The following is a 20,067-nucleotide window of genomic DNA, read 5'->3' as shown; positions in this document are numbered from 1 at the left end:
CACTTCAACAGAGGTGTAGGGAATTCCCGACAGCGGTAAGAGGATTTGGTGTAGTCCTTTGTAGGACTCTGCTGAAGACGCAATCAGAAGTAAAAATCCGACATCAAAATGCGTGTGCTGCGGCATGGGGGCCGCTTCGCAGCCCCAGCGGGAGCAAGCTCCCTCGCCAATGGTCATCGTTCAGCCATTGAAGCCCGGCTCAGTCAAGCGCGAATGGGCACCGGCAATGGCGCCGCCAGCAAGCGCTCATCAAGCAAACCCAGACCTTCCTGAAACAGTTGATTGCTGCGCCCGGTGTCGCCCATTTGCGCCAACAGCCGCGCCAGCTCGGCACAGGCTTCGGGATTGCGCTGAACGCGCAGGCTGCTTTCCAGATAGTCCCGGGCCTTGCCCCACAAGCTGCTTTGTAGGCACAGGCGCCCCAACGTCAGCAACAGGCTTGGGTCGGCGGGATGGTCCTTGAGCCAGCCTTCGGCGTGTTGCAATTGACGAGCCGGATCACTGCCGCGAACCAGCCCGTAGAGACGCGCCAGGTGACTGTCATAATTGCGCTTGAGCGCTGTGCGCAAGACTTCCTCGGCTTCGACCTGCGCACCCAGCTGCCGCAGCTGCTCGGCGTAGGCAAGCACCAGTTGCGGTTCTTGACGCTGAGCCGCAGACAGTTGCTGCCAGGCACGATTGAGCGATTGCAAACCAACGGTCCCGCCCTCTTCCTGATGCGCCGCCAGCGACAGGTTCTCGCCCCAGGCACGGCGCTCCAGCTCGACCAGTTCCGCCGGCGGGAGCACCTTGTCCTTGCGCAACTCCGGCAACAGGCGAATCAGCGCCGACCAGTCGCCCCGTTGCTGATGCAGGCGCTGCAATTGGCGCAGGGTCTGTGCGTTATGAGGGTGGCGTTCGTGCATCGCTTGCAGGGTCGTCAGGGCGCCTTCGGTATCGCCACGATCGGTCTGCAATTGTGCGTGGTTCAGGGCAATCGCCAGCTCGGCCTGTGGCTGACGCTCCAACGCCCGCTCCAGCAGACTGTCGCTCTCTTCGTAATGCCCTTGCTCGTTCGCGGCGCGGGCAGCGCCGAGGTAGTAGAGCAGCGGCTGGCGCTCGGCTTCCGCAGCCCGATGCAAGTGGCGCTGCGCACTGGCCCAGCGACCCTCGGCCAGATCCAGCTGGCCGTGCTCGATCGCCACCTGTATCCGGCGACTGCGATTGCGCCGCGACCAGGGATTGACCACGCCGCCGGAAGCCGTCACCAGCTCGATCAACGCCTTGATGCCCCAGAACACCAGCCACAGCACGGCAACCAGCGCCAGCGTCGCCCACAGACTCGACTCGAAGCGGAAACTTTTATAAGCGATCAGCACGTAACCGGAATGCTCGGCAATCGCCAACCCAAGCGCAGCCGCAGCGGCTATGGCCAGGAACACGATCACATACAGGCGCTTCATGGCGTGGCCTCCTGCGCGGTGCTCGCGCCAGGCTTGGCCAGTGGCTTGATCGAGTCTTCGGCGTTGACATTGCGCCGCTCCAGATAACCCTGGACCGCACTGAGCGTCCCGGTCAGGTCCGGGGTAACCACAGTCACTGGCTGCGTGCTCAGTTCGGCCACCTGATCAAGCATCACTTTGCTCTGCGGGTTGTCCGGGTTGAAATTACCTTTGAGTACGTCACGCGCCTCGTCCAGTGCCTGGCTGTAAACCACAGCCTGACCATTGAGCGCGGCCCATTGTGCCTGCTCCAGTGCCAGGCTCAGGGCCAGACGCACCTGGCTCAGGCTCTGCCCGGCAAGCAATGGGCGGACATTTTTATCGGCATTGAAATCGATACGGATGTAACGCGAGATCTGATCCCACCATTGCGCCCAGCGACTGGCACCGTCGCCGTCGGCGGTCAGGCCGAGCAGCGATTCGCCACGTTCCTTGTATTCGGGTGCCAGCTCGGTGAGGCCAGTGACCTGTTCGCGCAGCGCCCCCAGGCGCAGGAACAGCCCGGTGCGATCCGGCTGCTCGGTGCTGCGCAACGCCACAAGGGTCTTGGCCACCTGTTCGCGCGCAGCGAAGGCGCCCGGATCATTTTGTTCGCGCAGAATTTCGTCGGCACCCTGCACCAGGGCCTGGGCGCTGCTGATGTCCTGCAAGGCAGACAGGCGCAGGCTGGCCAGACGCAGCAAGTGTTCGGCCTCGGCCAGGCGCCAGTCCTTGCGGCTGGCACCTAGGACGGTTTCCAGTCGCTGATTCAGCCGCTGCTGATCGCCTTGCAGCTGAATCACCAGACGACTGCGCTCTTCCAGCACATCGGCGCCGGGCAATTGCTCCAGTCGCGCGCTCAGGCGCTGCTCATTGAGCCTCAGGCTTTGCGCCTCGTCGCTCAACGCCTGCACCTGACTCAAGTGCTGCTGGTTGGTCGCTTGCAGGTGGCGCACCTGCCAGACGCCCCAACCGCCCACCGCCACACCGACAGCGCCCACCAGCAGCGCGACGATCGCCAGCCCATTGCCTCGGCGCTGCGCTGCAACAGGCGGCGGCATTTGATCAACAGGTGCATCGAGCGGTGCATCGAGCACAGGTCGCGCGTTATCTTTAGGCAAGGCTGTTTCGCTCACGTATCCATCCTTTGCATTAGAGAACGGGTTCGGGATGCTCCCGCAACGCCGTCAGCAAGGCCGCGGCACTGGCGCCACGACAATCCACAACAGTCAGGGCACCGGCAGCACGTGCCAGCTCGGCGACCCTGGGGCTAGGTACAAACAACGGCAACCGCGCCAATTGCGGCCAGGCATCGCCAGCCAATTGATGCAGGTGCTCAAAACCCTGTCCACTGCTGACCACCAGTGCATTCAGGCGTTCCGATTCGATTCGTCCGGGCAGTGCTGCCGGCGGGTATTGCGGCAGCTCGCGGCGGTACAACTCCAGGTACTCGACACTAGCACCTCGCTCACGCAAGCGCTCAGCCAGCAACTCGCGACCACCCTCCCCGCGCAGGATCAGCACACGCGGCTCGGGTCGGGCGATAGCCTCGCGCAAATTCGCCAGCTCAAGCAAGGCTTCGCTGTCATCGCCGTCCTCCGGAAAGCTCACGTCCAGGTCGTGATCCTCAAGAATCTGCGCTGTCGCCGCGCCAACGCTGAACCACTTCACACGCGGTGTTTGCGCGCAAAACCGGTCGAGCAGTTCGACGCCGATCCGCGCGGCGGGCTTGCTGACCACGATCACTGCGCAGTAATGATCCAGGTCGCGGATCACGTCGCGCATTGTGTCAGAGGCAGGGATTGGCATGATGTCCAAAAGCGGCAAGCTGCTGCTGAAAATCCCCTGCCCGGCCAGGAAGCCGCTCAGCGCCGCCGACTCATCCGCCGGACGCGTCAGCAGCAGGCGCCAGCCCGTCACTCGTGACCTGCCTCGCCATAGACCGCTTTGAGAATGTCGGCGGCGCCCTGGCTCAACAAGTCTTCGGCCACTCGCACCCCCAGGGCTTCGGCATCACCACGCGGAGCACGCGCCTGCGCGCTGAGCAGCAGACCGCCATTGGGATCACCCACCAGACCGCGCAGCCAGATCTGTTCGCCTTCAAGCACGGCGTAGCAGGCGATCGGCACCTGGCAGCCGCCATTCAGATGTTTGTTGAGGGCACGTTCGGCGATCACGCGGGTAGCGGTGTCCTGGTGATGCAGCGGTGCCAGCAGCGCGTGAATTTCGCTGTCGGCACTGCGGCACTCGATGCCCACTGCGCCTTGACCACCCGCCGGCAGACTGTCGTCGACACTGATGGCCGAGGTAATGCGATCTTCAAAACCCAGGCGAATCAAACCGGCGGAGGCAAGGATAATGGCGTCGTATTCGCCGGCATCGAGCTTGGCCAGGCGAGTGTTGACGTTACCGCGCAAGAAGCGGATTTCCAGGTCCGGACGACGGGTCAGCAACTGGGCCTGACGGCGCAGGCTCGACGTGCCGACGATGCTGCCTGGCGGCAATTCTTCAAGGCTGGCGTAGGTATTGGAGACAAATGCATCGCGCGGGTCTTCGCGCTCGCAGATACAGAACAGGCCGAGGCCTTCAGGGAAGTCCATCGGCACGTCTTTCATGGAGTGCACGGCGATGTCTGCTTCGTTTTCCAGCAGCGCGGTTTCCAACTCCTTGACGAACAGGCCTTTGCCGCCGATTTTCGACAGCGGTGAGTCGAGCAGCTTGTCGCCGCGACTGACCATCGGAACCAGCGTCACGAGAAGGCCCGGATGGGCCTCTTCCAGACGGGCTTTGACGTATTCGGCCTGCCACAGGGCGAGAGCACTTTTGCGGGTGGCGATGCGGATCTGGCGAGAGGACATGGATCAATCCGTACTGAATAGATACGGCGGATAATAACAGCTCAGCCAAATCCACTTTGACTTGTATCAGAAACTACTGTGCCTCCCTGGCCCCGGATGTCCGGCAATCGGGTGTGAAATTCGCCTGCGACCGGCGAATCAAAGCTGTTGCATCATTTTCCGCACGCCGGCCACATGGCGCCGACTGACGATCAACGCATCGCCGTTCAGGCCTTTGAGGAACAGCTGAAAATGTCCCAGAGGCGTTCGCTGCAAGCGCTCGATGCGCTCACGAGCAACCAGTGCGTTGCGGTGGATGCGCACGAAACGGTCACCGAATTCGTCTTCAAGGGCTTTGAGCGGTTCGTCGAGCAGCACCTCGCCGGTTTCGTGGCGCAAGGTCACGTATTTGTGATCGGCGATGAAGTAAACCACCTGATCCAGCGGAATCAGCTCGATTCCCTTACGGGTGCGTGCGCTGATATGGCTGCGGGGGCCACTGCCACTTTCGGCGGCCGGACGGGTCAGGGCCGAGAGTTGGACACGATTGGGACGTTCGGCTTTTTTTAACGCGTCATGTAAATGTTCAGTTCTCACCGGTTTCACCAGATAGCCTACGGCGCTGGCCTGTAAGGCTTCCACGGCAAATTCATCGGGCCCCGTGCAAAACACCACGGCGGGCGGGGTTTCGCGCTCGCACAATCGCGCGGCCACTTGCAGGCCATCGAGGCCTGGCATGCGGATATCGAGCAGAACGATATCCGGCTTGTGGCTGTCGATCAGTGCCAGCGCCTCTTCGCCGTTCGTGGCGCTGGGCTCCAGGACACTGTATCCCTCGAGTTCGCCAACCATTCGGCTCAGGCGCTCGCGGGCAAGGGGGTCGTCATCAACGATCAGGACATTCATATTGCGCTGGATTCCTGCGTGAGTCTCGCACAAGGATAGCGTAGACAGGTGAAGTGACGTCCGTCACCGCGATCCACGCTAAGACTAGCCCGAGCGTCAAAAAGTGCCGCTCGTCCGGCGGTAAAAATTTTATCCGACGGGCAATTGGCGGCCCAGGCCCGCATTGGCGACACATCGCCACAGGGTTTGCTGATACGCAATATGAACACCCCTCTTCTTATAGTCAGCATCTGCACCGAGAAGTGCGCTAGTCCTACTGTCCAACTGTAGACGGTTGCCGAGCCGATATTGCTCAAATGAAAAATATCGTTGCGCAAGCAGTGAAAACTGTAGGAGCGAGCCTGCTCGCGATGGACGCTAACGAAAACGAGGGCTTCCTGGATACACGCGTCGCCCTCAGGTTCATCGCGAGCAGGCTCGCGCCTACAGGTCCGATGAAAACCAGTCGACCAGTGTCAGCGACAGGATTGGCAACCCTGTTATTATCCGCGGCAGTTTTCAACGCCATCTTTCTTCAGCCGATACGAGCGAATTCATGAGCACTGACAAGACCAATCAGTCCTGGGGCGGCCGCTTCAGTGAACCCGTCGACGCCTTCGTCGCCCGCTTCACCGCCTCCGTCACCTTCGACCAGCGCCTGTATCGCCACGACATCATGGGCTCGATCGCCCACGCCACCATGCTGGCCAAGGTCGGCGTGCTGACGGATGCCGAGCGCGACAGCATCATCGATGGCCTGAAGACCATCCAGGGTGAAATCGAGGCCGGTCAGTTCGACTGGCGCGTGGACCTCGAAGACGTGCACATGAACATCGAGGCACGCCTGACCGACCGCATCGGCGTGACCGGTAAAAAGCTGCACACCGGCCGCAGTCGTAACGATCAGGTCGCCACCGATATCCGCCTGTGGCTGCGTGACGAAATCGACCTGATCCTGAGCGAAATCACCCGCCTGCAAAAAGGCTTGCTGGAACAGGCCGAGCGCGAAGCGGGCAGCATCATGCCCGGCTTCACCCACCTGCAAACCGCGCAACCGGTGACCTTCGGGCACCACATGCTGGCCTGGTTCGAAATGCTCAGCCGCGACTACGAGCGCCTGGTCGACTGCCGCAAACGCACCAACCGCATGCCACTGGGCAGCGCCGCACTGGCCGGCACCACCTACCCGATCGACCGCGAATACACCGCGCAACTGTTGGGCTTCGACGCGGTCGGTGGCAACTCCCTGGACAACGTGTCCGATCGCGACTTCGCCATCGAGTTCTGCTCGGCTGCCAGCATCGCGATGATGCACCTGTCGCGCTTCTCTGAAGAGCTGGTGCTGTGGACCAGCGCGCAGTTCCAGTTCATCGATCTGCCGGACCGTTTCTGCACCGGCAGCTCGATCATGCCGCAAAAGAAAAACCCGGACGTGCCGGAGCTGGTGCGTGGCAAGACCGGTCGGGTTTTCGGCGCGCTGATGGGCCTGCTGACCCTGATGAAAGGCCAGCCTCTGGCCTATAACAAGGACAACCAGGAAGACAAGGAACCGCTGTTCGACGCCGCCGACACCCTGCGCGACTCGTTGCGAGCCTTTGCCGACATGATCCCGGCGATCAAGCCCAAGCACGCCATGATGCGCGAAGCAGCCCTGCGCGGCTTCTCCACTGCCACCGACCTGGCCGACTACCTGGTACGTCGTGGCCTGCCATTCCGGGATTGCCACGAAATCGTGGGTCATGCCGTGAAGTACGGCGTGGAAAGCGGCAAGGACCTGGCGGAAATGAGCCTGGAAGAACTGCGCAAGTTCAGCGACCAGATCGATCAGGACGTGTTCGCCGTGCTGACACTGGAAGGTTCGGTCAATGCCCGTAACCACATCGGCGGAACTGCGCCGGCACAGGTGAAGGCTGCCGTGGTGCGTGGTCAGGCGCTGCTCGCCAGTCGCTAAAAGCATCGCGGGCAAGCCTTGCTCCCACAGGTCGCGTCGATTTCGAAATCAATGCTGACCTGTGGGAGCAAGGCTTGCCCGCGATGGCATTCGCAAGAACGCTACAAAACTATTTCTTGGAAGCTATCATCGCCATAAACGCAGGCATCGCCGCTTCCTTGTCCGCCGCAATCCGCTGCACGTTCGGATTGTCCCCCAGACGCTCCAGCAGCGCCTTGGCTTCTGGCAGTTCAGCCAGCAAATCAATATCAAACAGCTTTTTCGCCACCCCACAGGCCAGCGGCACGCTGTACAGGAAGTACACATCCGCCACGCTCAGGCTGTCGCCCGCCACGTAAGGGCTGAATTTGCCGTGTCGACCCAGGGATGCAACGCCCAGCAGCAATTCGGCCTTGGTCTTTTCCTTGATCGCATCCGGCAACGTCATGCCGAAAAACGCTTCGGGATAGCAGGCGCGCGAAGGCAGTTCGATATACAGCTCGATCTCCTTGGCCAGTGCCAGCACCTGCGCCCGCTCAAAAGGATCGCTCGGCAACAGCGGTGTGCCTTTCTGGCTTTGCTCGATGTATTCGAGGATCACAGCGGTTTCATTGATGAAACCCTGTTCGACACCCAGCACCGGCACCTTGCCACGCGGGCTGATAGCCAGTGCCTCGGGGGTCTGGCCACCGTAAAACGGTACTTCTTCGAAGGACAATCCCTTTTCCAGCAGCGCCAGCTTGACCATGTTGTAGTAGTTGCTGACGGAAAATCCATAAAGCTTGAGCATCACATAGCCTCCAGGCCGTGCAGGGGTTGGCAGTGCCTGTTATAGAACGTCGAGGGCATTCTCGCCAGCAGCATCACAGCCCTGAATGCGGGTAAACTGGCCACCTTTCCTAGAGGAGCCTGCCATGAGCGAGCCAACCCCCGACACCCGCCAAGACGACATCGACGAAGAAGAATTCGCCGAGAACACGCTGATCGAAGCCATCGAAAACCAGATTGAAAGCGATAATCCGCCGGCAGCCAAGGCGACGTTCAACAAGCTGACACTGGTGGGTTACGAGCGGGAGGAAATCCTCAACCTGATGGCCCACGTTTTAGCGGTAGAAATCGACGCTATCCTCGAAGAAGACCGCGCGTTCAATACCGAATGGTACGAAGCGGCGCTGCGTGCATTGCCTGAATTGCCACCCGAAAAGAAATAACCCCTCCCTTCCCCCTGTAGGAGCGAGCCTGCTCGCGAAGAACCTGAGAGCACTGCGGGCTGTCAGGCCTCCAGCGTCATCGTTGACGACCATCGCGAGCGAGCTCGCTCCTACAGAGAGAAAAAAGGCTGCTGCGAGCACTGGACATGCCGCACCGGCGGGTTCACCTTAGGGGCGCTGTCGTCCAATTCCTAGAAAGTCTGGAGTCCTTATGTCGCTTACCCCTGAGTTGGTTGCCGAACTGGAAATCCTCGCACTCTTCAACCTGGACAGTTCCCAGGAAGGTTTGAAAATTCATCAGACCGCTGCCCCAAAAGCCATTGCCGCTGCCCAACGCCTTTACGAAAAAGAACTGATCGACCAGCCCGATGGTGGTTATCTGACCAGCCTGGGACGTGACGCCGCGCAAAGTGTGCAGACCGTGCTCACCATTCTGAAAGCTGAAGAAACAGCCTGAATTCCACCATATCGCCCACGGAAACCCCTGCCACGGGATTTCCGCGGGCACTCAGTGCCGCCTGAGTCGCCATGCGATACAAATCTGACGTCAAAAAAACAAAATCGGCTTAAATGTCCCGGGATCGAGGCGCTAAACTTCCCTCACCCGAGAGCCCCACGTCCGAGCCCTGCGAGCCGGTTTGAGCTGACATGACCCGCACCCATGAAATCCGCCCCGACCTGGACGAGGGAATCGACCGAAAGGTTCTGAGCCAACTGCGCGCACGCTTCCTGAAGCTCAATGAGGGCCGCATGAGGCGGGCCATGGAAGGTTTGTCGACCCGCCAGCAAGGGGTGCTCAACCTCCTGCCGCTGTTTTTCCACGTTAATCACCCGCTGTTGCCCGGCTACGTTTCCGGCAGTACACCGGCCGGGCTGTCGAATTTCGAACCCGAGGCCAACGTTCTTGCCGAAGCCCAACGCCTGACCCGCTCGTTCTCCTATAAACCACGCCACGGCAGCAACCCGCCACGCCCGATTCACGGCCTGTTCCTGATGGGCAGCCTCGGCACCCTGGCCCAGGCCGAGCAGAGCGACATGGACGTGTGGGTTTGCCACAGTTCGGACCTGGGCGAGAACGAACTCGCCGAACTGCGCAAGAAATGTCAGTTGCTTGAAGCCTGGGCTGCCAGCCAGGGCGCCGAGGCGCACTTCTTCCTGATCGACCCGGCCCGTTTTGCGCGGGGTGAACGCGACAATCAACTCAGCTCCGAAAATTGCGGCACCACCCAGCACTTTCTGTTGCTGGACGAGTTCTATCGCACGGCGATCTGGCTGGCCGGACGCACGCCGATCTGGTGGCTGGTGCCGGTCTATGAAGAAGCGAGTTACGACCGCTACATCCACACACTGCTGTCAAAGCGGTTCATCCGCGCCGACGAAACCCTCGACCTGGGGCATCTGGCGTTCATTCCGCCTGGCGAATTCATCGGCGCCGGGCTGTGGCAATTGTTCAAGGGCATCGAGTCACCATACAAATCGGTGCTCAAGTTGCTGCTGACCGAGGTTTACGCCAGCGAACATCCCAGGGTCCAGTGCCTGAGCCTGCGCTTCAAACAGGCGGTGTTCGCCAATCGGCTCGACCTCGATGAACTGGACCCCTACGTCGTGGTTTACCGGCGCATCGAGGAATACCTCATCACCCGTAATGAGCCAGATCGACTGGAACTGGTGCGGCGCGCGCTGTACCTGAAGGTCAATCGCAAGCTCACCGGTAACACCGGGCGCACCCAAAGCTGGCAACGCTCGCTGCTCGAGCGCCTGGCCCACGAATGGCATTGGGACCAGCGCCAGTTGGCCCTGCTCGACAGCCGCAGCCAGTGGAAGGTCCGCCAGGTCGGCTCCGAGCGCCGCGCCCTGGTCAACGAGCTCAATTACAGTTACCGCTTTCTGACCCAGTTTGCCCAGCACGAACAGACCGTCAGCCTGATCAACAAACGCGACCTCAGCGTGCTGGGCCGACGCCTGTATGCGGCCTTCGAGCGCAAGGCGGACAAGGTCGAGTTCATCAACCCGGGCATCGCCCCGGACCTGGCCGAAGACACCCTGACGCTGGTGCACATGGAGAACAGAAAGGAAGCGGGGCAATCTCAATGGGGTCTGTACAACGGCAGCCTGACCGCCCTTGAGTGGGAGCATTTCGCCCCGATCAAACGCAGCCGCCAGTTGCTCGAATTGCTCACCTGGTGCCACCGCAACGGCGTGATCGACAGCAGCACCCGACTGGCCTTGCATCCTGGCACCAGCGACCTGAGCGAATTCGAACTGTTCAACCTGCTCGGCAGCCTGCAACAGAGCATTCCCCTGCCCCTGCCCACGGTCGCCGAAGAACGCTTGCTGCGGGCCAGCGTGCCCAGCGAAGTGCTGATTCTGGTGAACGTCGGCGTCGACCCGCTCAAGCATCACCGCGACCTGAACATTCTGATGACCACCGAGCGCACCGACTCCCTGAGTTACGCAGGCGTACGGGAAAATCTGGTGCTGACCCTGGATCAGGTCACGCTCAATAGCTGGAACGAAGTGCTGGTCAGTCGCTTCGACGGCCCCCATGCCTTGCTCGACTGCCTGCGCGATTACCTCAACAACCTGCCGGACGGCACGTGGCAACCCCGATTGCGTGTGCGTTGCTTCTGCCACAACCGCGCCCAGTTCATCGCCCAGCGCGTTGAAGACATCCTCGAGATCGCGCAGACCCTGCTGCTGAGCAAACTCAACCACCGCTACCTGATTCAGGTCCAGCAGCATTATCACGTGCTGGAGCTGGTGCCCGGCCAGGTCAGGCACATCGCCCTCTCCACACTGCCAGCGCTTTACGATTACCTGGGCGAAGAACTGACCCGGTACAGCCCACTGCACCTGGACCCGATGGCACTGGAGGACAACGACCTCGCGCTGCTTCTGCCAATGGGCCAGCCAGGTTGCATTCAGGTGTTCTACCGAATCAACGAAGACCAGGCCGACCTGTACGTACTGGATGAATTCAATGCCTTGTGGCAACAGCGTTTGCCGTGGCATGACGAGCAAAGCCTGTTGGTGCCGCTGCAACGATTCCTGCAATCGATCCAGTACCGGCGCGACGCCTTGCAGCCGATGGACCCGGCTCAACCCCGGAGCCTGGACACTTTTTATTACCAACTCTTGCCTTCAGGTTCAGGCCGGGGACGCCGGGTCGAAGCCCGCCCGGCACCGCAAACCCCGGTCAATAAACCCTTCTATGATGTACAGGCGATCGTCGGCAAAGCTGCACCGGGCAAGGTGCAGGTCACGTTGTACTGCAATCAGCGGGAATTTTCAGAACTCGAGCATGGCGACCAACTGTTCAGCGTGGTCGCCCGGGAAATCGTCGAGCAGCGCCGCGAGACCAAACGCTACCGCTGCTACATCACCGATCTGGACCTGTCGGGCCTGCTCGGTGATGGTCAGGGTTCAAGCAATCTGTACCTGCGTTACAAGGCCGACCTGGAGCACGCATTGAACAAGGCGCTCGGGCAGGTGTGAGGCGGGGTCAAACGTTGAAATCGCCACCATTGGCCGGCTGCGACTCGACTTCCAGCAATGTCAGTTTCAGGGTCTTGCCGCCCGGTGCCGGCCAGTCGATGTGCTGGCCAACCTTCAAGCCGAGCAATGCACTGCCCACCGGCGCCAGGATGGAAATCTTGCCTTCGTCGGCATTGGCATCCTTCGGGTAAACCAGGGTCAGGTGATAGTCCTTGCCGCTGATCTCTTCACGGCAGTGAACGCGGGAATTCATGGTCACGACATCGGCGGGCACTTCATCGTGGCCGACCACCGTATCAGCGCGATCCAGCTCGGTTTGTAGCGCGATAACACCTGGCAGGGTTTCATCCAGGCTGTCGATCAGACGCTCCAGACGTTGAACGTCCAGACGGGTAAGGGTGATGGAAGGTGCGGTCATGATCAGGGCAGACTCCTTTCTTCTGCACGAAAAAAGCAAAACCCCGCCAGAAACAGGCGGGGTTTTCACAAGCCTCGATGGGTTGAGGCGTATCTGGACACTATCACAGCTCAAAAAATATACAAGCCGCCACCGGGCGGCGTGCAATCCCTGTAGGAGCCGGCTTGCCGGCGATGGGATCTTAACGGTGCAGTGAACTTCAGGCCGCCTTCGCTGGCAAGCCAGCTCCTACAGGTGCTGGCGCTGCAAAGCCTGCGCACAAATCACCCGGCGGCGCTCATCGTCGGCCGAGCGCCATTCGCGAATGTCTTCGACATGGCGGAAACATCCGAGACAGACCTTCTGCTCATCCAGCCGACAAACGCCGCTGCACGGAGAAGGCACCGCCGGACTGACATTGCTGTACAGCGGCTTGGGCGGACGAACGGGCGCAGGCTGGGTCACGATCTCACAGGCCTTCGAAATCGAATTCGACACCGGCCTGCTGCTTGACGATGCGCTCAAGCATTTCGCCCAGCTGCTCTTCGCTCTTGTCGCACATCCAGCGCTCGCTCTCTTCGTCGTAATCGAAGTGGAAACCACCGGACACCGCGGCCAGCCACAACTGCCGCAACGGTTCCTGACGACTGAAGATCAACTGAGTGCCGTTTTCGAACTTGACGGTCAGCACACCGGCCGAGCTTTCCAGATCGATATCCAGGTCGCTGTCGTCAAAGATGTCCTCCAGGGTTTGCTGGGTGGCATCGACCAGATCGTGGAAACGGGCTTCGGACAAACTCATTACGGCAACCTCAAAAAGTGTCTGATCAGGCTCAAGCGCCGCAAGATACGGGCGAGCTCCGGTGATTGCAAAGAATAACGCCCGGCTACCCCAATCTGTGGGAGCGAGCCTGCTCGCGATGAGGTCGTCACATTCAACATTATGGTCGACTGACACACCGCTATCGCGAGCAGGCTCACTCCCACAGGGATTGCCTGGCAACGACGACTATCTCGCAAGGCCCGCCGGACGGGCGGTCCGTTGCATAGGCAAGCTGCCGGGTGGCCGGTATACTCCGGCGCAATTAATGCATTTTCAAGGATTTCGCCATGAAGCGCCTGATCTCTTCCCTTGCCGCGCTCCTCGCGGTTGCCTGTCTTGTGTCGGCCTGTGGTCAAAAAGGCCCGTTGTACCTGCCCGACGAAGACCAGGATCCTGCAGAACAGGCGCAGTCCTCGCAAAAGCAGCCTGCTTCCAAGGCACACAAGCACGACGTCTACCAATAAGGGAACCTCATGGACGCTTTTAACTACCGTGACGGTGAACTGTTCGCGGAAGGTGTTGCCCTGTCTGCCATCGCCGATCGCTTTGGTACACCGACCTACGTTTACTCCCGTGCCCACATCGAAGCCCAGTACCTGGCGTACGCCGATGCGCTGGCCGGCATGCCGCACCTGGTCTGCTTCGCGGTCAAGGCCAACTCCAACCTGGGTGTGCTGAATGTCCTGGCGCGCCTGGGCGCCGGTTTCGACATCGTGTCCCGTGGCGAGCTGGAACGCGTATTGGCCGCTGGTGGCAGCGCCGACAAGATCGTGTTCTCCGGCGTCGGCAAGACCCGTGACGACATGCGTCGCGCCCTGGAAGTCGGTGTGCACTGCTTCAACGTCGAGTCCACTGACGAGCTGGAACGCCTGCAAGTGGTTGCCGCCGAGCTGGGTGTTCGCGCGCCGATCTCGCTGCGCGTGAACCCGGACGTCGATGCCGGCACTCACCCGTACATTTCCACCGGTCTCAAAGAGAACAAGTTCGGCATCGCCATCGCCGACGCCGAAGACGTGTATGTGCGTGCCGCGCAGCTGCCGAACCTGGAAGTGGTCGGCGTCGATTGCCATATCGGTTCGCAACTGACCACCCTGCCACCCTTCATCGATGCACTCGACCGCCTGCTGGGCCTGGTCGATCGCCTCGGCGATTGCGGCATCTACCTGCGTCACATCGACCTCGGTGGCGGTTTGGGCGTGCGTTATCGCGATGAAGAACCGCCATTGGCCGGCGACTACATCAAGGCCGTGCGCGAGCGTCTCGACGGTCGCGACCTGGCACTGGTATTCGAACCGGGCCGCTTCATCGTGGCCAACGCCGGCGTGCTGCTGACTCAAGTCGAGTACCTCAAGCACACCGAACACAAAGATTTCGCCATCGTCGACGCGGCCATGAACGACCTGATCCGCCCGGCGCTGTATCAAGCCTGGATGGACGTCACCGCCGTACGCCCGCGCAGCACCGCTGCCCGCGCCTACGACATCGTCGGCCCGATCTGCGAGACCGGCGACTTCCTGGCCAAGGAGCGTGAACTGGCCCTGGAAGAAGGCGACCTGCTGGCCGTGCATTCGGCCGGTGCCTACGGGTTTGTCATGAGCTCCAACTACAACACCCGCGGCCGTGCCGCCGAAGTGTTGGTGGACGGTGATCAGGCATTTGAAGTGCGTCGCCGTGAAACGGTAGCCGAGTTGTATGCTGGCGAAAGCCTGCTGCCGGAGTAATACCATGCTGCTGCGTTTTACCAAGATGCACGGCCTGGGCAATGATTTCATGGTTCTCGACCTGGTCAGCCAGCACGCGCACATTCTGCCCAAGCACGCCAAATTGTGGGGTGATCGGCATACCGGCATCGGTTTCGATCAGTTGCTGATCGTCGAGGCGCCGAGCAATCCGGACGTGGATTTCCGTTATCGGATCTTCAATTCCGACGGTTCCGAAGTGGAACAGTGCGGTAACGGTGCGCGTTGTTTCGCCCGTTTCGTGCTCGATAAACGCCTGACCGCAAAACGGCAGATCCGCGTCGAAACCAAAAGCGGCATCATCGAACTGGATGTGCGCAACGACGGGCAGATCGGCGTGAACATGGGCGCACCGCGCCTGGTGCCGGCCGATATTCCGTTCCAGGCAGCGGAGCAGGCCCTGAGTTATCAGGTCGACGTCGACGGTACTTCGGTCGAATTGGCTGCCGTGTCCATGGGCAACCCCCATGCCGTGCTACGAGTCAGCGACATCAACAATGCACCGGTGCATGAACTGGGGCCGAAAATCGAACATCACTCGCGCTTCCCGGCGCGGGTCAACGTCGGTTTTCTCCAGGTCATCGACCGGGGCCGCGCACAGTTGCGCGTCTGGGAGCGCGGAGCCGGGGAAACCCAGGCCTGTGGTACCGGCGCCTGTGCCGCCGCAGTGGCCGCGATCAGCCAGGGGTGGATGGATTCGCCACTATTGATCGACCTGCCTGGCGGGCGCCTGTCCATTGAATGGGCAGGCCCAGGCCAACCGGTCATGATGACCGGCCCGGCAGTACGCGTATACGAAGGACAAGTGCGTCTTTGAGTGAGCCGAAGCCATGACCGATAAGCCTCAGGTACCCGCCCGACAGCCCGACGAATCAGCGTCCGAAAGCCTGGAGGCGGCGGCGATTGCCGCGTACCTGGAGGCTCATCCGGATTTCTTCGTCGAGCACCAGGAACTGCTGCCGGCCTTGCGTATTCCCCACCGACGCGGCGACACCGTGTCGCTGGTCGAACGGCAGATGACCATCCTGCGCGACCGCAATATCGAGTTGCGCCACCGTCTCTCGCACCTGATGGACGTGGCCCGCGACAACGACCGTCTCTTCGACAAGACCCGCCGCCTGATCCTCGCGCTGATGGATGCCAACACCCTGGAAGACGTGGTGATGTGCGTCGAAGACAGCCTGCGCCAGGACTTCCAGGTGCCCTTCGTCAGCCTCATCCTGCTCGGCGACAACGCCATGCCGGTCGGCCGCTGGGTCACCCATGCCGAAGCGCAAGTGGCCATTGGCGGCTTGCTGCTGGAAAACAAAAGCATCAGCGGCAGCCTGCGCGAGCACGAACTGGACTTCCTGTTCGGTGAGGAACAGCGCAAGCAGATTGGCTCCACCGCCGTGGTCGCCATCACTCACCAGGGGATACATGGCATCCTGGCCATCGCCAGCCGTGATCCGCAGCACTACAAAAGTTCGGTGGGCACACTGTTCCTGAGCTACATCGCCGAAGTCATGGGCCGCGTGCTGCCACGGCTCAACAGCTCCCTGCGCTCGGTACGCTGATCATGGAACGGCAACTGGACGCTTACTGCGAACACTTGCGCAGTGAGCGACAGGTGTCGCCGCACACGCTGTCGGCCTACCGCCGCGACCTCGACAAAGTGCTGGCCTGGTGCGTCAAACAGAACATCGGCACCTGGGCCGCGCTGGACATTCAGCGCCTGCGCAGCCTGATCGCCCGCCTGCACGCCCAGGGCCAATCCTCCCGCAGCCTGGCGCGGCTGCTGTCGGCGGTGCGCGGGCTCTATCACTATCTGAACCGCGAAGGCCTCTGCAACCACGATCCGGCCAACGGCCTGGCGCCGCCCAAAGGTGAACGCCGCCTGCCGAAAACCCTCGACACCGACCGCGCGCTGCAACTGCTTGAAGGCGGGGTCGAAGACGACTTTCTCGCGCGCCGGGATCAGGCGATTCTTGAGTTGTTCTACTCCTCCGGGTTGCGGCTGTCGGAGCTGACCGGGCTGAATCTCGATCAGCTTGATTTGGCGGACGGCATGGTCCAGGTACACGGCAAGGGCAGCAAGACGCGCCTGTTGCCAGTGGGCAAGAAGGCTCGCGAAGCGCTGGAGCTGTGGCTACCCCTGCGAGCACTCGCCAACCCGGCGGACGATGCGGTGTTTGTCAGCCAGCAAGGGCGGCGTCTGGGGCCTCGGGCGATTCAGTTACGGGTCAAAGCGGCTGGCGAACGCGAACTGGGGCAAAACCTGCATCCACACATGTTGCGGCATTCCTTTGCCAGCCATTTGCTGGAGTCTTCCCAGGACCTGCGAGCGGTACAGGAACTGCTCGGGCACTCCGACATCAAGACCACGCAGATCTATACCCACCTGGACTTCCAGCACCTGGCCACCGTCTACGACAGCGCCCATCCACGGGCCAAACGCATTAAAGGCGATGATTCATGACGATCCAATTGATCACCTTCGACCTCGACGACACCCTGTGGGACACCGCCCCGGTGATCGCCAGTGCCGAAGCCGTATTGCGTGAGTGGCTGACCGAGCATGCGCCCAACCTGGGCGCCGTTCCTGTGGACCATTTGTGGGCCATCCGAGAACGCATCCTGGGCAGCGAGCCAGGCCTCAAGTACCGCATCAGCGCCTTGCGTCGGCGCGTGTTGTTCCATGCCCTGGAAGAAGCCGGTTATACCCACGAACAAGCCTCGGACCTGGCTGACCAGAGCTTCGAAGTGTTCCTGCATGCCAGGCATCAGCTGGAAATTTTCCCGGAGGTGCAACCGACTCTGGAAGTTCTGGCCAACCACTACGCCCTCGGGGTGGTCACCAACGGCAATGCCGATGTGCGGCGGCTGGGGCTGGCGGACTACTTCAAGTTTGCGCTGTGCGCCGAAGACATCGGCATCGCCAAACCCGATGCACGACTGTTCCATGAGGCATTGCAACGCGGAGGTGCAACCCCCGAGACGGCGGTGCATATCGGTGATCATCCGGGCGACGACATTGCCGGCGCTCAACAGGCAGGGCTGCGGGCGGTCTGGTTCAACCCGTCGGGCAAAGCCTGGGAGGCCGATCACCTGCCGGATGCCGAGATTCGCAGCCTGACCGAATTGCCGGCGTTGTTGGCCCTGTGGAACTCCCAGCAATAACGCTGCCCCCTGTAGGAGCAAAGCTTGCTCGCGATGGCGGAACATTCAAAATACATGTCGACTGACACACCGTCATCGCGAGCAAGCTTTGCTCCTACAGGTGTTGTGTCAAGCCTGAGGGTTTTGTTTCAGGCATGAAAAAGCCCGCAGCGACGGCGGGCTTTTTCTTTTCCGTAGATGTCCACAGCACTCCACAAGACCTAGTGAATCCTGGGCTTAAAGGGTATTATCCTGTCCACAGCATCCCACCCATATCTACCTGATCCCACGGAAATGTGTGGGGCTGCGTGTGGGGTTGGATCAGTCGACGAGGAAATAGAATGAGCCGATTGAACCCCAAGCAAGTCGAACACCTGAGTGAGCCAGGCCGGTATCTGGACAGCGATGGGCTTTACCTTGTAATCAGCCCCACCGGTAGCAAGTCCTGGCTGTTGCGATTTCAGCTCAGCGGCAAACGTCGTGACATGGGATTGGGACCGTTTCCTACCGTCAAGCTTAAGGCAGCACGACTGGCCGCTACAGAGGCTCGTTCGCTGATCATGCAGGGCCGCGACCCACTGGACGAGCGCAACGCAGAGCAACAGCGGCAAAAAGAACAGCGGTTGGCGGATAAAGCAAAATCTGTCACGTTCAAGTCGCTGGCGTCCGACTACCACCGATCACACTGTCAGCACGTGACCGATGGCTGGCGCAAAGGTTGGCTTTCCAAATTGGAGCGCTATGTCTATCCAGTCATAGGGGAGCTGCCGCCCGGAAAGGTTCAAACCGAGCATGTATTGCGTGTTTTGCAGCCGATCTGGAGCGAGAAGCCCCGGACAGCGAGCGAGGTTAGGAGCCAAATAGAAAGCATACTGGACTCCGCCAAGGCGCTAAGTCTTCGATCTGGCGAGAACCCCGCACGCTGGCGCGGCCACCTGGATAACCTGTTAAGTCGGGCAGACAAAAAACGAGCTACGCAATCGACCAACCATCCAGCCATGCCCTGGCGTGATCTGCCAGCGTTTATGGAAAGGTTGGCCTCCGCCAATGACCGTGACTCTCAAGCGCTGCAACTGGTGATCCTGACTGCCTCGCGTGCTGGCATGGTTCGCCTGGCGACGTGGGACGAATTCGATCTAGATTCCGCTATCTGGAATTTGCCAGCCGAGCGCATGAAAACTCGGCAGGCGTTCTCCATCCCATTGCCACAGCAGGCGGTTGAACTGCTACGAGCAATCCCGCGCACTGTTGGCAGCCCTTATCTGTTTCCCGGCACTGGGAAATCTGGCGTGATGGGCCGTGTTGCATTCTTGTCACTACTGCGGGCGATGGATCTACCAGACATAACAACACACGGGTTCCGGGCCACCTTTCGCACCTGGGCGAGTGAGTGCACGCACTATCCGCGAGAAGTCTGCGAACTGGCGCTAGCCCATGATGAGCGCGACAAAATCGAGGCTGCTTACAGCCGTAGCAACCTTCTGGAGAAACGCCGCGAGCTGATGCAGGCCTGGGCAAAGTTCGCCACCACTCCGCCATCGGCCAATGTAATTCACGGCGCGTTTGGGCGAGTCGAAGCATGAGTCGTCAATACAGGGGCGACTTGGCCAAACCTATCAAATTGGCACCGCTTCCACTGCTGTATACGTCCGAACAGCGTGAGGCCTGGAGTAAGGCGCATATAGCCGAGTTAGAGCGACGAATGGACCTGCTAATGGATGAGCATGGTGTTAAGTCTCATGACATCTGCCCGCTGGCTCGGAGTCTCGCACTTGACCTGCCGGGCTTCCAGTTGGCCGGCCCCACGCGCCGTGGCAGGAATAAGCACTGGGATCAGCACACTCGTACTTTGTTGGTGCTGAGTATCGAAGAACTCCAAGCGCAGGAGTTTTCGATTACGGGGGCGTGCGAGCGCTTGGCCGCCATGGAACCATGGAAGTCAAAGGTGACTCACTCGAATGGCGCCCGACGATTGAGGGATGAATTTACTCGCCTGGACGAACTCGAACGGAGTTTACTTCCAATATTCCGTGACCAACGGAACCTAATGATTGCGTCGGGCGAGATTACTGATGAGCCCGGCGCATTTGCGCGTAAATACCTGACCGTTAATTACACGCAAGACGAACCCCAAAGCGAGCAATAGTATTGG

21 protein-coding genes and 2 pseudogenes are annotated in these 20,067 nt (G+C 60.6%); 12 read left to right on the top strand and 11 right to left on the bottom strand.

Features of this window, described 5'->3' with window-relative positions:
• Positions 1-203: 203 nt before the first annotated feature.
• From GPL81_RS00345 to GPL81_RS31770, 6 genes and pseudogenes are all read right to left on the bottom strand, one after another.
• Positions 204-1,442 (bottom strand): heme biosynthesis protein HemY, encoded by a 1,239-nt coding sequence (locus GPL81_RS00345; protein WP_160104763.1) that lies wholly within the window; start codon positions 1,440-1,442, stop codon positions 204-206.
• On the bottom strand, positions 1,439-2,596 hold the full coding sequence (locus GPL81_RS00340; RefSeq protein WP_160104762.1) for a uroporphyrinogen-III C-methyltransferase: 1,158 nt from the start codon (positions 2,594-2,596) through the stop codon (positions 1,439-1,441). The genes GPL81_RS00345 and GPL81_RS00340 overlap by 4 nt, the downstream gene beginning before the upstream one ends.
• Positions 2,597-2,612: 16 nt before the next feature.
• On the bottom strand, positions 2,613-3,380 hold the full coding sequence (locus GPL81_RS00335) for a uroporphyrinogen-III synthase (protein ID WP_160104761.1): 768 nt from the start codon (positions 3,378-3,380) through the stop codon (positions 2,613-2,615).
• Entirely contained in the window at positions 3,377-4,318 is a 942-nt protein-coding gene (gene hemC, locus GPL81_RS00330) for a hydroxymethylbilane synthase (protein ID WP_160104760.1), read from the bottom strand. The genes GPL81_RS00335 and hemC overlap by 4 nt, the downstream gene beginning before the upstream one ends.
• 138 nt (positions 4,319-4,456) lie before the next feature.
• Positions 4,457-5,203, bottom strand: a complete 747-nt coding sequence (locus tag GPL81_RS00325; protein WP_096514269.1) for a LytR/AlgR family response regulator transcription factor — start codon at positions 5,201-5,203, stop codon at positions 4,457-4,459.
• Positions 5,200-5,521: pseudogene (locus GPL81_RS31770) on the bottom strand (sensor histidine kinase); the annotation flags it as partial. The gene GPL81_RS00325 and the pseudogene GPL81_RS31770, both read right to left, overlap by 4 nt.
• Positions 5,522-5,738: 217 nt before the next feature.
• On the opposite strand from GPL81_RS31770, the gene argH reads away from it, so the two are divergent.
• Positions 5,739-7,133 (top strand): argininosuccinate lyase, encoded by a 1,395-nt coding sequence (gene argH / locus GPL81_RS00320; RefSeq protein WP_160104759.1) that lies wholly within the window; start codon positions 5,739-5,741, stop codon positions 7,131-7,133.
• A gap of 109 nt (positions 7,134-7,242) precedes the next feature.
• On the opposite strand, the gene GPL81_RS00315 is transcribed toward argH, so the two are convergent.
• The gene (locus GPL81_RS00315) at positions 7,243-7,902 is read right to left on the bottom strand and encodes a glutathione S-transferase family protein (protein WP_160104758.1); all 660 of its coding nucleotides are present in this window, start codon (positions 7,900-7,902) and stop codon (positions 7,243-7,245) included.
• 124 nt (positions 7,903-8,026) lie between these two features.
• Between GPL81_RS00315 and GPL81_RS00310 the strand changes: the two genes are divergently transcribed.
• A complete protein-coding gene (locus GPL81_RS00310) occupies positions 8,027-8,323 on the top strand; it encodes a hypothetical protein (RefSeq protein ID WP_096514265.1) in 297 nt (98 codons plus the stop codon).
• A gap of 15 nt (positions 8,324-8,338) precedes the next feature.
• On the opposite strand, the pseudogene GPL81_RS31305 reads toward GPL81_RS00310, so the two are convergent.
• Positions 8,339-8,416: pseudogene (locus GPL81_RS31305) on the bottom strand (outer membrane lipoprotein carrier protein LolA); the annotation flags it as partial.
• A gap of 118 nt (positions 8,417-8,534) precedes the next feature.
• Between GPL81_RS31305 and GPL81_RS00305 the strand changes: the two are divergent.
• Both GPL81_RS00305 and GPL81_RS00300 read left to right on the top strand, forming a co-directional pair.
• Positions 8,535-8,780 carry a TIGR02647 family protein gene (locus GPL81_RS00305; RefSeq protein WP_095196231.1) on the top strand — a complete coding sequence of 82 codons (246 nt, stop codon included), beginning with the start codon at positions 8,535-8,537 and terminating at the stop codon, positions 8,778-8,780.
• A gap of 191 nt (positions 8,781-8,971) precedes the next feature.
• Positions 8,972-11,818 carry a class I adenylate cyclase gene (locus GPL81_RS00300; protein ID WP_160104757.1) on the top strand — a complete coding sequence of 949 codons (2,847 nt, stop codon included), beginning with the start codon at positions 8,972-8,974 and terminating at the stop codon, positions 11,816-11,818.
• 7 nt (positions 11,819-11,825) lie between these two features.
• On the opposite strand, the gene rnk is transcribed toward GPL81_RS00300, so the two are convergent.
• The 3 genes from rnk to cyaY all read right to left on the bottom strand — a co-directional run bounded on the left by rnk (position 11,826) and on the right by cyaY (position 13,017).
• Positions 11,826-12,236, bottom strand: a complete 411-nt coding sequence (gene rnk, locus GPL81_RS00295) for a nucleoside diphosphate kinase regulator (RefSeq protein WP_096514263.1) — start codon at positions 12,234-12,236, stop codon at positions 11,826-11,828.
• Positions 12,237-12,464: 228 nt separating this feature from the next.
• Positions 12,465-12,680: a DUF1289 domain-containing protein gene (locus tag GPL81_RS00290; RefSeq protein WP_096515624.1), complete on the bottom strand. Its 216-nt coding sequence runs from the start codon at positions 12,678-12,680 to the stop codon at positions 12,465-12,467.
• A 4-nt stretch (positions 12,681-12,684) separates the two neighbouring features.
• Positions 12,685-13,017, bottom strand: a complete 333-nt coding sequence (gene cyaY / locus GPL81_RS00285; RefSeq protein WP_085716237.1) for an iron donor protein CyaY — start codon at positions 13,015-13,017, stop codon at positions 12,685-12,687.
• Between the two features lie 308 nt (positions 13,018-13,325).
• Here cyaY and lptM point away from each other — a divergent pair, with 308 nt between their 5' ends.
• From lptM to GPL81_RS00245, 8 genes are all read left to right on the top strand, one after another.
• Positions 13,326-13,502 (top strand): LPS translocon maturation chaperone LptM, encoded by a 177-nt coding sequence (gene lptM / locus GPL81_RS00280; protein ID WP_096514261.1) that lies wholly within the window; start codon positions 13,326-13,328, stop codon positions 13,500-13,502.
• Positions 13,503-13,511: 9 nt separating this feature from the next.
• Positions 13,512-14,759, top strand: coding sequence for a diaminopimelate decarboxylase (gene lysA, locus GPL81_RS00275; RefSeq protein ID WP_096514260.1), 1,248 nt, complete (start codon positions 13,512-13,514; stop codon positions 14,757-14,759).
• A gap of 4 nt (positions 14,760-14,763) precedes the next feature.
• On the top strand, positions 14,764-15,594 hold the full coding sequence (dapF, locus tag GPL81_RS00270; RefSeq protein ID WP_121104268.1) for a diaminopimelate epimerase: 831 nt from the start codon (positions 14,764-14,766) through the stop codon (positions 15,592-15,594).
• A gap of 13 nt (positions 15,595-15,607) precedes the next feature.
• On the top strand, positions 15,608-16,333 hold the full coding sequence (locus GPL81_RS00265; RefSeq protein WP_160104756.1) for a DUF484 family protein: 726 nt from the start codon (positions 15,608-15,610) through the stop codon (positions 16,331-16,333).
• Between the two features lie 2 nt (positions 16,334-16,335).
• Entirely contained in the window at positions 16,336-17,235 is a 900-nt protein-coding gene (gene xerC, locus GPL81_RS00260) for a tyrosine recombinase XerC (RefSeq protein WP_160104755.1), read from the top strand.
• Positions 17,232-17,936 (top strand): HAD family hydrolase, encoded by a 705-nt coding sequence (locus tag GPL81_RS00255; RefSeq protein ID WP_096514256.1) that lies wholly within the window; start codon positions 17,232-17,234, stop codon positions 17,934-17,936. The genes xerC and GPL81_RS00255 overlap by 4 nt, the downstream gene beginning before the upstream one ends.
• 320 nt (positions 17,937-18,256) lie before the next feature.
• Positions 18,257-19,498 (top strand): tyrosine-type recombinase/integrase, encoded by a 1,242-nt coding sequence (locus GPL81_RS00250; protein ID WP_160104754.1) that lies wholly within the window; start codon positions 18,257-18,259, stop codon positions 19,496-19,498.
• Positions 19,495-20,061 carry a hypothetical protein gene (locus GPL81_RS00245; RefSeq protein WP_160104753.1) on the top strand — a complete coding sequence of 189 codons (567 nt, stop codon included), beginning with the start codon at positions 19,495-19,497 and terminating at the stop codon, positions 20,059-20,061. The genes GPL81_RS00250 and GPL81_RS00245 overlap by 4 nt, the downstream gene beginning before the upstream one ends.
• Positions 20,062-20,067: the final 6 nt, after the last annotated feature.

The organism is Pseudomonas izuensis (assembly GCF_009861505.1).
Taxonomy (GTDB): domain Bacteria; phylum Pseudomonadota; class Gammaproteobacteria; order Pseudomonadales; family Pseudomonadaceae; genus Aquipseudomonas; species Aquipseudomonas izuensis.
This window is presented reverse-complemented; position numbering and strand designations above follow the sequence as displayed.

Excerpts from the sequence above, each read along its gene's own strand:
- GPL81_RS00250 (WP_160104754.1), top strand. The coding sequence starts at position 18,257 with ATGAGCCGATTGAACCCCAAGCAAGTCGAACACCTGAGTGAGCCAGGC.
- rnk (WP_096514263.1), bottom strand. The coding sequence starts at position 12,236 with ATGACCGCACCTTCCATCACCCTTACCCGTCTGGACGTTCAACGTCTG.
- GPL81_RS00255 (WP_096514256.1), top strand. The coding sequence starts at position 17,232 with ATGACGATCCAATTGATCACCTTCGACCTCGACGACACCCTGTGGGAC.
- GPL81_RS00325 (WP_096514269.1), bottom strand. The coding sequence starts at position 5,203 with ATGAATGTCCTGATCGTTGATGACGACCCCCTTGCCCGCGAGCGCCTG.
- lysA (WP_096514260.1), top strand. The coding sequence starts at position 13,512 with ATGGACGCTTTTAACTACCGTGACGGTGAACTGTTCGCGGAAGGTGTT.
- GPL81_RS00345 (WP_160104763.1), bottom strand. The coding sequence starts at position 1,442 with ATGAAGCGCCTGTATGTGATCGTGTTCCTGGCCATAGCCGCTGCGGCT.
- GPL81_RS00300 (WP_160104757.1), top strand. The coding sequence starts at position 8,972 with ATGACCCGCACCCATGAAATCCGCCCCGACCTGGACGAGGGAATCGAC.
- dapF (WP_121104268.1), top strand. The coding sequence starts at position 14,764 with ATGCTGCTGCGTTTTACCAAGATGCACGGCCTGGGCAATGATTTCATG.
- argH (WP_160104759.1), top strand. The coding sequence starts at position 5,739 with ATGAGCACTGACAAGACCAATCAGTCCTGGGGCGGCCGCTTCAGTGAA.
- GPL81_RS00265 (WP_160104756.1), top strand. The coding sequence starts at position 15,608 with ATGACCGATAAGCCTCAGGTACCCGCCCGACAGCCCGACGAATCAGCG.
- GPL81_RS00245 (WP_160104753.1), top strand. The coding sequence starts at position 19,495 with ATGAGTCGTCAATACAGGGGCGACTTGGCCAAACCTATCAAATTGGCA.
- GPL81_RS00305 (WP_095196231.1), top strand. The coding sequence starts at position 8,535 with ATGTCGCTTACCCCTGAGTTGGTTGCCGAACTGGAAATCCTCGCACTC.
- GPL81_RS00310 (WP_096514265.1), top strand. The coding sequence starts at position 8,027 with ATGAGCGAGCCAACCCCCGACACCCGCCAAGACGACATCGACGAAGAA.
- GPL81_RS00315 (WP_160104758.1), bottom strand. The coding sequence starts at position 7,902 with ATGCTCAAGCTTTATGGATTTTCCGTCAGCAACTACTACAACATGGTC.
- cyaY (WP_085716237.1), bottom strand. The coding sequence starts at position 13,017 with ATGAGTTTGTCCGAAGCCCGTTTCCACGATCTGGTCGATGCCACCCAG.
- hemC (WP_160104760.1), bottom strand. The coding sequence starts at position 4,318 with ATGTCCTCTCGCCAGATCCGCATCGCCACCCGCAAAAGTGCTCTCGCC.
- lptM (WP_096514261.1), top strand. The coding sequence starts at position 13,326 with ATGAAGCGCCTGATCTCTTCCCTTGCCGCGCTCCTCGCGGTTGCCTGT.
- xerC (WP_160104755.1), top strand. The coding sequence starts at position 16,336 with ATGGAACGGCAACTGGACGCTTACTGCGAACACTTGCGCAGTGAGCGA.